This window comes from Variovorax sp. HW608 (assembly GCF_900090195.1).
Taxonomy (GTDB): Bacteria; Pseudomonadota; Gammaproteobacteria; order Burkholderiales; family Burkholderiaceae_C; genus Variovorax.
In genome coordinates, this window is sequence record NZ_LT607803.1 from 2912429 (window position 1) to 2924936 (window position 12508).

At 66.1% G+C, this 12508-nt stretch carries 11 protein-coding genes and 3 pseudogenes; 5 read left to right on the forward strand and 9 right to left on the reverse strand.

All coding sequences use genetic code 11. From position 1 onward, the window contains the following. Positions 1-126 precede the first annotated feature (126 nt). From istB to VAR608DRAFT_RS13645, 6 genes and pseudogenes are all read right to left on the reverse strand, one after another. Positions 127-936, reverse strand: a complete 810-nt coding sequence (gene istB, locus VAR608DRAFT_RS13625) for an IS21-like element helper ATPase IstB (protein ID WP_088954542.1) — start codon at positions 934-936, stop codon at positions 127-129. Then, positions 905-2311 carry a Mu transposase domain-containing protein gene (locus VAR608DRAFT_RS13630; protein WP_088954543.1) on the reverse strand — a complete coding sequence of 469 codons (1407 nt, stop codon included), beginning with the start codon at positions 2309-2311 and terminating at the stop codon, positions 905-907. Before VAR608DRAFT_RS13630 ends, istB begins: the two co-directional genes overlap by 32 nt. After that, complete coding sequence (locus tag VAR608DRAFT_RS13635) at positions 2217-3179, reverse strand: ParB/RepB/Spo0J family partition protein (RefSeq protein ID WP_088954544.1); 963 nt, start codon at positions 3177-3179, stop codon at positions 2217-2219. The genes VAR608DRAFT_RS13630 and VAR608DRAFT_RS13635 overlap by 95 nt, the downstream gene beginning before the upstream one ends. Positions 3180-4245: 1066 nt before the next feature. Then, entirely contained in the window at positions 4246-4398 is a 153-nt protein-coding gene (locus tag VAR608DRAFT_RS37015) for a hypothetical protein (protein WP_157730919.1), read from the reverse strand. A 295-nt stretch (positions 4399-4693) separates the two neighbouring features. Next, positions 4694-5509, reverse strand: a pseudogene (locus tag VAR608DRAFT_RS13640) (IS110 family transposase). 326 nt (positions 5510-5835) lie between these two features. After that, positions 5836-6129: pseudogene (locus VAR608DRAFT_RS13645) on the reverse strand (IS66 family transposase); the annotation flags it as partial. 418 nt (positions 6130-6547) lie between these two features. On the opposite strand from VAR608DRAFT_RS13645, the gene VAR608DRAFT_RS13655 reads away from it, so the two are divergent. The 5 genes from VAR608DRAFT_RS13655 to VAR608DRAFT_RS13670 all read left to right on the forward strand — a co-directional run bounded on the left by VAR608DRAFT_RS13655 (position 6548) and on the right by VAR608DRAFT_RS13670 (position 10955). Continuing rightward, a complete protein-coding gene (locus VAR608DRAFT_RS13655) occupies positions 6548-7624 on the forward strand; it encodes an alkene reductase (RefSeq protein ID WP_088958779.1) in 1077 nt (358 codons plus the stop codon). Between the two features lie 362 nt (positions 7625-7986). Then, positions 7987-8439 (forward strand): Ohr family peroxiredoxin, encoded by a 453-nt coding sequence (locus VAR608DRAFT_RS13660; protein WP_088954546.1) that lies wholly within the window; start codon positions 7987-7989, stop codon positions 8437-8439. A gap of 35 nt (positions 8440-8474) precedes the next feature. Then, positions 8475-9062: a thioredoxin family protein gene (locus VAR608DRAFT_RS13665; RefSeq protein ID WP_088954547.1), complete on the forward strand. Its 588-nt coding sequence runs from the start codon at positions 8475-8477 to the stop codon at positions 9060-9062. A 3-nt stretch (positions 9063-9065) separates the two neighbouring features. Beyond that, on the forward strand, positions 9066-9197 hold the full coding sequence (locus VAR608DRAFT_RS38260) for a hypothetical protein (RefSeq protein ID WP_269458551.1): 132 nt from the start codon (positions 9066-9068) through the stop codon (positions 9195-9197). A 45-nt stretch (positions 9198-9242) separates the two neighbouring features. Beyond that, positions 9243-10955, forward strand: coding sequence for a redoxin family protein (locus VAR608DRAFT_RS13670; RefSeq protein WP_088954548.1), 1713 nt, complete (start codon positions 9243-9245; stop codon positions 10953-10955). A 24-nt stretch (positions 10956-10979) separates the two neighbouring features. Here the strand turns inward: VAR608DRAFT_RS13670 and VAR608DRAFT_RS37960 are convergent. The 3 genes and pseudogenes from VAR608DRAFT_RS37960 to VAR608DRAFT_RS13680 form a co-directional block, all read right to left on the reverse strand. Next, positions 10980-11090, reverse strand: a pseudogene (locus VAR608DRAFT_RS37960) (GlxA family transcriptional regulator); the annotation flags it as partial. Positions 11091-11093: 3 nt separating this feature from the next. Beyond that, on the reverse strand, positions 11094-11507 hold the full coding sequence (locus VAR608DRAFT_RS13675; protein WP_088954549.1) for a hypothetical protein: 414 nt from the start codon (positions 11505-11507) through the stop codon (positions 11094-11096). Between the two features lie 3 nt (positions 11508-11510). Further along, positions 11511-12497, reverse strand: coding sequence for a Bug family tripartite tricarboxylate transporter substrate binding protein (locus VAR608DRAFT_RS13680; RefSeq protein ID WP_157730921.1), 987 nt, complete (start codon positions 12495-12497; stop codon positions 11511-11513). Positions 12498-12508 lie beyond the last annotated feature (11 nt).

Consider the following 12508-nt stretch of genomic DNA (forward strand, 5'->3'; position numbering starts at 1 on the left):
AAGCTGACCCAGCGAGTGCGCAGGTGTTTGTGATTGCGCGGTGGTCGAGTGGGGATGGGCGAAGGCGATGGTGTCGTGCGCGGCGCAGGAACCATGGCAGCGCGGTGGGCTGACGACGCGGCAGGCTCACTGAGCCCTTGGCTGGGGCTTGTGGTCGGCCTTGGGGGTTGGTGAGGGTGGCGCATCGGGCGCGGCGGCGGCGCGCAGGGACGGCCCGGTGATGCGGATGGTGATGCAGTGGTGCTGCAGTCGGTCCAGCAGCGCATCGACCAAGGGCTTGTTGTCGAACAAGCCATACCACGCGGGGTAGTCAAGGTTGGTCGTCAGAATGGTGCTCACGCGCCCGTAGCGCTGGTCCATGAGTCGGAAGAATGCGTTGACCTGTTCGCTTTTCAGGTTCAGATAGCCGAGCTCGTCAATTACCAGAGGCTGAGTGCGACTGAGTGCCGTGAGCAGCTTCGTCGTGGAGCGATCGGCCAGCGAGGCGTACAGCTCGTCGAACAGCGTCTGCGCGTTGTAGAAGCGCCCGCGCCAGCCGTTCACGCAGGCCTGGCGCAGCAGGGCCAGCGCGATGCCCGTTTTGCCCGTACCGGTCCCGCCGATCAGAACCAGGTTCTCGGCGCGTCGCACGAAGTCCAGGCCGGCCAGACCCTGGATCTGCGCCTTGTTCACGCCGGGCTGCTGTTTGAAGGGGAAGGTGTCGATGGTCCACTGCCAGGGTAGGTGCGCCCGGGTCAGCCGATTGACCATGGCGCGCTCACGCTGGAACGAGGCCTGCTCGGCGAGCAGGCGCTGCACGAGTTCGGCCGCCGGCGCGCCATCGCGCTCGGCGCGCTCGAGCTCGGCGTCGAGGACGCGCTCCATGCCCTTGAAGTTCAACTCGTGCAGCAGCGCGTGCAGCTGCTCACGCGTCGTCAGGGGTGTCGTCTTGGCCATCGTCATCGAGCGCGAAGAAGTCGCCCGCCACATGCCGCAGCACCAGGGTCTCCAGCCGACTCAGATCGAACAGGCCGTACTTCAGCGCCTGCTCCACCGCGGCCAGGAAGGGCTGCGGTGGATAGGAGCGCTTGAGCTGCAGCAGCCGGTTCAGGGCGCGCGTGCCGCGACCGTGCAGGTGCGTGCCGAGCGCGGCGACGTATCGATCCAGCGTGGGGTGCTCGCCGCACAGCAGCTGTGCGTGCAGTGCGGGCTGACGCGGCGCGCGCCGTGGCACCGTGTGATGCCCAGGCAGCGTGTGGCGCGCATCGCGCACGCCGACCAACCGAGGATGGCTCGCCACCGGCACCCGGCGGTAGTGGATCTCGATTCGAGCATAGTGCTTGTAGATGGTCACCGTCTTGCCCACCAGACGCTCGGGGACCGAGTAGCGGTTGGTGTCCACGCTGACGAAGCCGTACAGGTCCACCACGCGATCGAACACGTCGTACACCGCCGGGACCACCGCCGGCAAGCTGCGCAGATGGGGCTTCTCCATCACGTACGCCGCCTCGGGCGACATGCCCAGGCTTCGCTTGGGTTTGGCGTTGGCCACCTCGATGCACCAGCGCAGCGCCTGCGCGTTCAGGTCATCGAAGGAGGCGAAGCTGCGCCCGGGCAGGAAGTTGGATTCCACCCACCTGAAGGGCCGTTCGATCCGGGATTTTCGATTGGGATCATTGATGCGGTGGGCGAGGAACTTGAAGCCCAGGCTGTGCGCGAAGGCCGCCATCTCGGGCGCGATCACGGCGTGCGCCCCGCAGCCACCGGCCAGCACGACACTCGTGTTGTCGATCACGCAGCGCCCACACGTGCCGTCCATGAACTGCGCGGCCAGCAGCAGGAAGTGCTTGGCCTCGAAGCGTGTGAAGGCGGGGTAGTACTGGACCAACAGACGGCGCGAATACGCCAGCGTCAACCCTGCACACTGCGCCTTGATTTTCTTGCCGGCGACCTCGACCCGGTGCGGCGAGGTGTCGTGCTGCATCTCCTGGCCCGGCTCGAAGTGGTACTCGCCCGAGCGCTTGGGCGGCTCGCGCAGCTCGGCCTGGCGCACCCAGCGCGTGAGTGTGCTGTAGGGCAATTGTTGGTCGTGCTCTTCGGCCAGGATCTGGCCCATGCGCACGGCGTTGCCATCGGCGCGCGCATAGACCTGCGCAAGCCGCTGGCGCATCGCCTCGTTCACCGCACCGACGCGCGCGGCCCGCACCGCCGGCTCGCGCAGGATGCGCCGCACGGTGTTACGCGACAGCCCCAGCAGCCTGGCTGTCTCGCGCAGTCCCGTGCCCTGCTGCTGCAGCGTGAGCACGGCGTTGCGCATCTCGATCGGCGTCATCGCACAACCTCCCCACTTCGCCCGCCACCCCGGGCAACGCGGCTCGCACGCGGCCACACGCACGCGCAATCGGCGTGGCCACCGGCGTGCTCAGTCGCTCGAGCCGCCGGTGCACGCGCTCCAGCAGCGCGCGCAAATGGCCAAGATCGCCCACCACGTCGCGCTCGGGCCCCTCGCGCAGCTGCTGTGCATCGCGATCGAGCTCGCGCTGGTTCAAGGTGTGGATGAACAGGTGCGGATGCTCGACCATGCGTTCGCGCTGCTCACGCTGCGCGCCCTGGTAATGGTCGAACCAGGTGCGCAGCTCGCGCGTGGACAGCATGTGCGCCTCCAGGCTCGCCAGCAGCCGGTTCGCGTGATCGCGGTTGGCGCGCGCCAACGGCGCGAACACGCGCGTGGCCGCCCAGCTCGATACCTGCGCACTGCGTACCGCCGCCAGCAGCGCCTCGGGCAGTTCGCCCAGCAGCACCAGGCGCCGCTGCACCCAGCTCACGTCGCGTGCGCACTGACGGGCTGCGTCGCGCAGCTTCAATCCGTGCGCATCGATCAGCTCGCGCAGCAGCAGCGCTTCCTCGATGGGGGTGAACTGGCGTGAGCCCGAGCGCGCCAGTACTTGCGTCAGCGCCTGGCCCACCGGGCAGCTCCAGCACTGCACCTGCGCGGTGTCGCGTCCCAGTCGCCGAAGCGCAGCCACGCGCCGGTAGCCGTCGATGAGTACCAGGCTCGCGGCCTCGGGATCGCCCGCGGCCACGCACTCCACCAACTGACCGCACTCCTGGATCGAATTGGCCAGCCGCTGCACCGCCGGCGCGTCGTTGATGCGCATCGCCGCAAAGCGCAGCTCCAGACGGTGCAGATCCAGCTCCATCGCAGGGTCCTCGCACCTCGTCTACGGGGTCGCGCCAGGTGCGCCGCCATCCGGGTTCTCAGGGTGATGGGCCATAAGGTGCTCCTCGGCGACTCCAATCCGCAGACTGTTGGGGCGTTCGAGCGCGACGCAGGAAGTCGTGCCGAACCTCGCTGTGGCCGGTGCGCGCACACCAGCAGCAATGCCATTGCCGCCGCGGTGCTTCGCCATCCGTGCCCTGTGCCACTTCATTCAACTTCGCCGCCAGTACATCACCGCCATCCACCGCCTGGGAAGACTGATGCGTCACGGTATTTGGTGGTGATGATGGCGGTGGCTGCTGCTGCTGCTGCTGCTGCGGCGGCGGCGGCGGCGGCGGCGGCCATCGCCGCCGCTGTCGATAGCGGCGCGCGCGCCGTGCATGGGCGACGCTTCCTGCGCGACTGCTCTGATAGCGTCGCCCCGCCTCGCGCAACGACGCACCCCGCGCCTGCGAGCTGCATTCACTGCCGCAGTAGCGCCGGCCTCGGTCGCATACGTTGCACACCACCACCTCGGCCTGGCAGCGTGCGCAGACGAACCGTCGGGCGCTGATCGGCCTGGCAAGGGGCCCACTCGTCGTTCCAGCTGCAGCCATCGACGCGCTCGCTCCAACCTCCAGAGCGCGCTGCGCGGACGGACCAATCTCCCCACACTGGACGGCATCGCCCGCCGATGCAATACTTTGCGCGCACTCGTGGTGGACACGGTGGGGCGCGGCAATCGAAACAACTTCCCGGTCATTGCGGCTGTCGCGCCCGTTCTACTTCACGGTGAGGTTCTACCTCGGCAAGACGCTCGGCGTCCACCGTGCCGCGGTCTGGGAGGCACCCCCCCGGTCCAGCCGTCGTCATTCAAATCAAGCCAGCCGCAGCGACCTCGCCTTGCTTGCCATGCATGCCGCGGGCTCGAACATCGCCGACCCGCCACGCCGACCGCGCGCCCTGATGGCCTGCAACCCCGACCCGTCAAACCACCGCGATCCCATCGCCCGACATGCAACCCGGGTCAGTTTGCGTGAGCAACAGTGGGTCAGTTCCGGTGAGCGTCAAAGGCCGCTTCGCTCCCGGTCCTCGATGGCCGTAGCGATGCTGTCGACATGACCCTCGAGCCACCGCGTTTCGCCGATCATGCGCACGCGCACCGGCGCGCCGACATGGATGCGTCCGAGCTTGGGGTAGTCGTACTTTCCTCCGTGCATGTATGGACCCTGCGCCTCTTGCAAGCTCTGTTCGGTGACGTCAAACGGTCTGCATGCATGTATACGGCTCGCCGGTGGGCGCGCCGAAACATGGCCGCAGTCTCGATGAGATCCGCACGCCCTGTCCTCAGTAAATTGACGGCTTGAGCCCGAAGGCGCAGCCGGCACGAAAAGCAGGCTTGTGGGCGTTGGTCCAACCAGTTCTGTCATCACTTCCGAAAGCTTCGCAAACCAGTGCTGGGGTGATTCCTCCCTGAACGAAATGCGGTTCTTGCCGATCGGTGGTCGAATTTGCTCAATGCGCTCCGACGCTCGGGCGGTAAGGGGCGTCTCGGCTGAGCAGCGCTTGGATCACCCGTGCATTTTTGTTGGCCAGTGCCACCGCCGCGCGGTTGTAGCCGCGTCGAGCGATCAGATCTTGCAGCCACCGGCTCTGGGCATCAGTCTTGCCCACCGCGTAGCGCAACACAGATCGGGCACCGTGAATCAGCGAGGTACGAAGATAAGTGTCACCCCGCTTGCTGATGCCCTTGAGCTGCGACTTGCCGCCGAGGAATACTGGCGTGGCACTAACCCGAGCCAGGCAGACAGATGTCGACCGTTGCGAAACTCCTTGGCATCGCCAACCGCAGCGACTACCGCGGTTGCAGGCGATTGCGCCATCGTCACGCCGCGCTCACCCAATATGCCCCTGGCTTGGTTAATCAGTGCGGTGCGCTGATGGACCAGCAGCTCTCGCACACGGTGCACCGCCTGCATGTCCTGCTGCTTGACCGACTTCAGGGTCACAAAGTTCATCGTCGGACGGCTGGCGGCCTCGACGATGGCTTGCGCATCATTGCGGTCGTTATTGTTGGTCTTCACGAACGGAGAAACGTACTGCGGGCTGATCAGCCGCACTTCAAATGCCCATCGCCTGGAAACATCGGCCCCAGTGGTGCGCCGAGCTGCACGCCTCCATTGCCACGACGCGCGGACGCAAGGTGCGCACCGCCTCCAGAGAACCGTCGCGCGCGACCTTGGAGCGATGCAGGGCGCGACCGCTGCGATCCGCACCGTGAAGCTGAAACACACGCTTCGCCAAGTCAATGCCCAGGATGTCGATGTCCATCGCAGACCTCCAATGAAAACGCTTGATGAGCCGCTCAGTGTCGTATCGGGGTGGCGCCGGTTCCATCTCAGTAGATTGGTACGCTTTGACCGGGGGGCGGGCTCTCTCATTCGCGGCGAACGGCGAACGCAGCATCGATCTGCCGGGCCCGCTTGACTTCATCATTGCTTGGGTCCAGTTCCATTGCATGGCGTAGTTGGGCCAGTCCTTGTTCGGTCTGTCCATCCGCCAGCTTGGCCTGACCCTCACGAAATTCGCGGTATCCAGCGCAGCCTGCCAGGCCCAAAGTCATAGAAATGATGCCAGGGCACACCATCACTTTGCCGGAAGGCCCGGGCATGTTCGCCGGCACGGCTTCGCGCGAAGTCATAGACGACGGCCTTCATCTCCTCGAAGACCCCGGGGCAGTACGCCCACAGGTAGGCCTTGTGGGTCTTCTTCTTGAACGGCGCGAGCATGGCCACTGGGGTCTCGTCGGCATGCAGAACCCCGTGGCCCAGAACCTCCTGCTTGAGGGCATCGACCAGCGGCTGCAACTGCACGCCGCAGGTGCCGACCCACTCGGCCAGGGTCGAGCGCGAGAGCGCCATGCCGGCGCGCGCAAAGATGCTCGCCTGGCGGCAACTACGCGGGATACCTGCTGGGCGCGGTGCTGGCGATCCGAGTAAAGGCGGCGCAGGCGCATCGTCTGTGCCTGGCGGCCATGCTGGGCACGGCCGCCTGCCTCGCGTAGGTGGCGGTGCTCGGCAATGCCTGGGCCATCGCCGCGGTGTGCGGACTGGGCGGCGGCTTCAGCGCGCTCGCGATAGCAACAGCGATGCGCGGCCACTGTATTCGGGCGTGGTGATCGGCATCGCGCTGACGTCCGAATCTGCCGGCTATCCGGCTCGGCAAGGGCGCCATTGCGGGCCGCATGCATGTTGGCATAAAAAGATGGATGTTTGTCATTTGGGACAAATGGCAAACCCCTACATTCGAGCTGTCAATCCACTCCGACATGAAGGAATCCAGATGATCGCAACCGACAACCCCAAGGGCATGCCCAGCCTTTTCGATCCTCTCAGCCTCGGCAGTGTCCAGTTGCCGAATCGCATCGTCATGGCGCCACTCACGCGATTGCGGGCCGCGGCGCCCGTGCACGTGCCAAATCAGTTCATGGCCCAGTACTACGTACAGCGGGCGAGTGCGGGATTGATCATCACCGAAGGCGTACCGGTGTCGCCTCAGGCGATCGGCTACCCGAATGTTCCAGGGATCTGGACCAAGGAGCAGGTGGCCGGGTGGCGGCGCATTAGCGATGCGGTCCACACTGCCGGAGGGCGGATGTTCATGCAGCTGTGGCACGTGGGACGTATCTCGGACCCGCAATACCTGGGCGGCGATCTGCCGGTGGCGCCGAGTGCGATCGCGGCGCCGGACCATGTGTTCCTGCTGAGCCCGAAACGGCCGTTCGTGGTTCCCCGTGCGCTGGCGGTCGAGGAGATTCCTGGAATCATCGAGTCGTTTCGCTTTGCGGCGCAAAACGCGAAGCTGGCTGGCTTCGATGGCGTAACCCTTCACGGAGGCAACGGCTATTTGCTCGACCAGTTTCTCCAGGATGGCACGAACCACCGGACCGACGGCTACGGAGGCAGCGTGCAGCGGCGTGCTCGGCTTATGCTCGAAGTCACCGACGCCGTCGCGGACGTCTGGGGCGCGGACAGAGTCGGCATGCACCTCGCGCCACGCGCTCCGAACCACGGCGTGTCTGACAGCCATCCAGAGACGACGTTCGGCTATGTGGCGTCGGAACTGGGCAAGCGCGGGCTAGCATTCCTCTTCATCCGCGAGACTCGCGGGCCGGGTGCGCTCCTGGAAAAGCTCAAACGCGAGTTCGGCGGCGCCATCATCGCCAACGATGGCTTCGACTTCACTGCAGGGGCCGAGGCTGTGAAGCAGGGATTGGCCGACGCTGTCGCATTCGGCAAGGACTACATCGCGAATCCCGACCTCGTGCACCGCTTCAAGATCGGCGCGCCGCTGAACCCGGTAGTAGCAGAGACGATCTACGACCTCCCGGCGTCGGGAGCCCGGGGCTACACGGACTATCCGTCGCTGGGCGTATCAAGCCTATGAAGGGGTGTGGCACACGGGATCTGGAAAGGCGGGCGCCGGATGACTTCCGTGCTCGGGCCACTGTCGCGGTGAGCACCAACACGAAGAAGGAGAGGGGATGTTGGCCGAGTAGACCGCAAAGCAGAGGAAGTCGGCGAGCTTTCTCTGGGGCGGGTCGGACGGAGTCTTGGTCTTCATTTGCACCTTGCGCGCGGCGGTTGATGGCTCCATGTTATAGCGCATGCGATGCACTCGCAAACGATTTGATGCAAATTTTCCGGAGCAGGCGTTGACGTCTTGCGGAACGATTCCTACCATTCATTTAACGCGCATGCGATTTAATCGCTTTCGATAATTATCCAGTTCAACCACAGGAGCTCAGCATGCCTCCCCGAATCCAGAAAATCCTCTTGACCGGCAAGACTCACACGACCGTCTCGCAGAACAGGGCCTCCAGTAGCGGCGAAGACCGTCTCGACATCGAGCTTTCCACGCCCAACAACCCGAACCTGGTCCACGCCTTCGAGGGCGTCCAGGCGCACCCGACCGCCGAGCAGCTCTTCTCCGGTGCCTGGTCCGCCTGCTACATCAGCGCGCTGGATGTCATCGCCAAGCAGATGAAGGTGCGGTTGCCCAGCTACCGGGCCGTCGACCTGGAGGTGGACCTGGGCATGTCCGGCAGCGCCTATCTGCTGCAGGCCAGGCTGAACGTGTTCCTGCCCGGCCTAGACAAGGCCCTGGCGGAGGAGATCGCCCATTCCGCCGACGAGATCTGCCCGTACTCGAAGGCCACCCGGGGAAACGTCCACATGACGCTGAACGTCCTGACGTCCTGAGACCGGCTGCACAACCCACGCGCAAAGGATCACCCATGAAAGACTCGACACGCCACCGGCTTACCGCCGGCGTCTTCCTCGGCTGCACCCTGCTTGCCGCCTGCAATGCGGCCGTGGATGCCCCGCTGCCCGCCGCGGCCGAGGGCTCGAGGAAGGAGGCGGCCCGGGCACCCGCGGCCCCCGAGTTCCAGGGCCTGGACACCTGGTTTAACTCCCAACCGCTCTCACTCGAGAAGCTGCGAGGCAAGGTGGTGCTCGTCGACTTCTGGACCTTCGACTGCATCAATTGCCTCAACCACATGCCCTACGTGAAAGAATGGCACAGCAAGTACAAGAACCAGGGCCTGGTCGTCGTGGGCATCCACACCCCCGAGTTCGCATACGAGAAGCCCGCCGGGAATGTCCGGAAGGCGATCGAAAGGCTCGGCATCGAGCATGCCGTGGCCCAGGACAACGAGTACAAGACCTGGAAGGCCTTCGGCAACCAGTACTGGCCGGCGACCTACCTGATCGACAAGAACGGCCGCATCGTCTACAGCCATTTCGGGGAGGGGCGCTACGGCGAGACCGAGCGCAGGATCCAGGCGCTGCTTGCCGAACCCGCGCCCGCCGCGGGGAGCTGACACATGCGCAAGCTCTGGTTCGCCCTCCTCTTCTTTGCCGGCGGGATGGCGCACGAGTTGCGCCATCCGCTCAGCTGCCAGGCCATCTCCGTGCGTCAGGGCACGGATCCACGCCAGCGAAAGCGCGGGCCCTGAGCGCGCCTCTGCTCTATCCCCAATCCAGAGAAAGCGGTGCATGCCATGTTGACCATCCTTGTTGCCTTCCTCGGTGGCGTCCTCACGATCGTGAGCCCGTGCATCCTGCCCGTCCTGCCTTTCGTGTTCGCGCGCCGGGCGGGCTCGTTCCGGGCGCACACGTTGCCGCTTCTTGCCAGCATGGCCGTCGCGTTCACGGCGGTCACCAGCCTGGCGGCGGTCAGCGGCGCCTGGGTGGTGACGCTCAACGAGGGCGCGCGCTATGCCGCGATGGGGCTGCTGGCGCTTTTCGGACTCGCGCTCCTCCTGCCTTCGGTGGGCGACTGGATCAGCAGGCCGCTGGTGACCTTGGGCAGCCGCATGGTCGACGCGAGACCCGGGCGGCCCGATGCTTCCTCGCTCCTGCCCATCGGGCTGGGCATTGGCACGGGCCTGCTGTGGGCGCCGTGCGCGGGCCCGATCCTGGGACTGCTGCTCACCGGCGCCGCGCTCAACGGTGTGAACGTCCAGACGTCCTTGCTGCTGCTTTCCTTCGGATGTGGCGCGGCTGCGGCACTGGCCGCGACCCTCTGGCTGGGGCGCGGAATGGCGACGGCCCTGCGGCGCTTCCTGCCGGTGGCCGACGGCCTGCGCCGGCTGGCCGGCGCCGCCGTACTTGTCGGCGTCGCCATGACGGCACTCGGTTGGAACACGACGCTGCTCTCGCGCTTCTCCACGCCGGGCACCACGCGGCTGGAACAGCAGCTGGTCGACCGCATCCGTCAAGCCGGCTCGCCTGCCGAGCCGGCCGCAACAAGCGGACCGCTCGCGTCGCTGCGCGATGCCGACGAGTGGATCAACACGCCGTCGCTCGGCGCGCCCGACCTCGACGGAAAGGTCGTGCTGGTTGACTTCTGGACCTACTCGTGCATCAACTGCCTGCGCACGCTCCCCCACCTCAAAGCCTGGGCCGGGAAGTACAAGGATGCGGGCCTGGTGGTGGTCGGCGTGCACTCGCCGGAGTTCGCCTTCGAGAAGAAGGCGTCCAACGTGCGCAACGCCGTCGGGGACCTGGGCATCCGGTACCCTGTGGCCCTGGACAGCCAGTTCAGGATCTGGCGCTCGTTCGGCAACCAGTCCTGGCCCGCCTTCTATCTGCTCGATGGCCGGGGACGCGTCCGCTACGAAGTCGCGGGCGAGCATGACTACGAGCGGACGGAGCAGGCGATCCGGCGCCTTCTTTCCGAGGCAGGGCACACATTCCCCGGCAGTGGACCCGTCCACCCTGAGGCCCGTGGCGTCGAGGCGCCCCCGCAGCTGTCGACGCTCTACTCCGGCGAGAGCTACCTGGGCTACGCGAAGGCGACGGACTTCGCGCCGGGCGCCACGCGCGCCAACCGCGACCGGGACGCGGCCTACATGCCCGCAACCGAACTGGGCGCCAACCAGTGGACGCTGGCCGGCCCCTGGCGGCTGGAGTCCGAGCGCGCGGTGACGACCGGAAAGAGCAGCCGCGTGATCCATCGCTTTCGCGCACGCGACCTGCACATGGTGCTGGGCCCATCCGACGACGGGCAGCCTGTGCACATCCGCGTCACCCTCGACGGCCACCCGCCGCTTGCCGACCACGGCTCGGACATCAACGCCCAGGGAGAAGGCATCATCGACCGGCAGAAGCTCTACCAGCTCATTCGCCAGGCAGCACCGGACAAGGACCGGATCTTCGAGATCGAGTTCTTGGAGCCCGGCGCCGAGGCCTACGCCTTCACCTTCGGCTGATGCGAGCAGGCCCGCAGTGGCCGCTCAGGATCGCGGCGCGCGCGCTTCGCTTCGCACCGCCTGCGGCGGCACGCCGAAGCTGCGCATGAAGGCCTCTCGCAGATGGCGCCGGTCGCGAAAGCCCGGCTCCTTCGCCTCTCAGGGCCCGAAACTCGATCGGGCGTGTATGCCCCAGCGTCCCTCCACGCGCGTCATGATGTAGAGCGACTCGTACACGCCGATGATGCTGTGGTCTGCCCGAAAGCGCGTGTAGGACAGCGCCACGTGCGTCTTGTCGACGTTGTGCTGGATGACCTCCCTCGACTCCCAGCGGCTGTAGGACCAGCCGTCTTCCGCCTGTAGGCGCGAGAAGAGGTCCATCGGGTTGTCGCCGGCGGCCTGGTAGACCTTGATTGACCGGCCGGCGAATCGCGTGTGCGGGAAGTGCATGCAGGCATCCATCCCCGCCGCATCGTGCGCATTGAGCGCAGTCATGAAGTCGTCGAGCACCGCGTTGCACAGCGCCTGGATTGCACCGCGGTCCGCCGCGTCGAGTGCATGGTTCGTCTGCATGGCTCAATCGATGGTGATGCCGGCCTGCTGGATGACCGCGCCCCATGTCTTGTCTTCCGACGCGAGGAAGCGCGCGTAGTCGGCCGGGGAACTCGAGGTCAGCTCGAGCCCCTGATCGGCGAACTGCCTCGCGACCGCGGGGTTGTGCGTGAACTCGTCGATCTCCCGGTGCAGGCGTTCGATCACCTTCGGCGGTGTCTTGCCGGGCACATGGATGCCATACCACGCCATGAAGCTGAAGTCCGAAACGCCTGCTTCCGCGAAGGTCGGCACGTCGGGCAGGAGCAGACTGCGCTTGGGCGAAGTGACCGCCAGCGGACGCAGCTTGCCGGCGCGGATGTTCTGCAGCGATGTGATGAGACTGTCGAACATGAAGGTAGTCTGCCCGCCGAGCAGATCGTTCATCGCCGGCGCTGAGCCTTTGTACGGGATGTGCGTGAACCGGGCGCCGGTCCGCTGCATCAGCAACGCCGCTTGGAGATGCGGCGACGAGCCGTTGCCGTAGGTCCCGAAGGTGAGCATTTCCGGCGACTTCTTCGCCGCCGCGAGCAGGTCCGCCACCGTCTTGTACGGGCTCGAAGCGTTCACGACGAGGACGTTGGGGCCTTGCGCGATCAGCGACACGGGCGCGAGGTCCGCGTTCGGGTCGTAGGGCAGCTTCTTGAACAGATGCTTGTTGACCACGGCCTGGCCGATGGCTGCGAGCAGCACCGTGTGGCCGTCCGCCGGCGCCTTGGCAACCAGGTCGGTCGCGATCACGCCACCACCGCCGGGCCGGTTGTCCACGATCATGGGCTGCCCCATGGCCTGCTGAGCATGGTTGGCGAGGTTGCGTGCGATCACGTCCGTGATGCCGCCCGGCGGGAAAGGCACGACAAGCTTCACGGGCTTGTCGGGGTAGCCCTCGGCCCTGGCCAGGGAAGGCATGCCGAGGGTGGCAAGGGTCCCGGCAGCGAGCGCGGCCGAAAGAAAGAGGCGTCGGGATGTCATGGATATCTCTC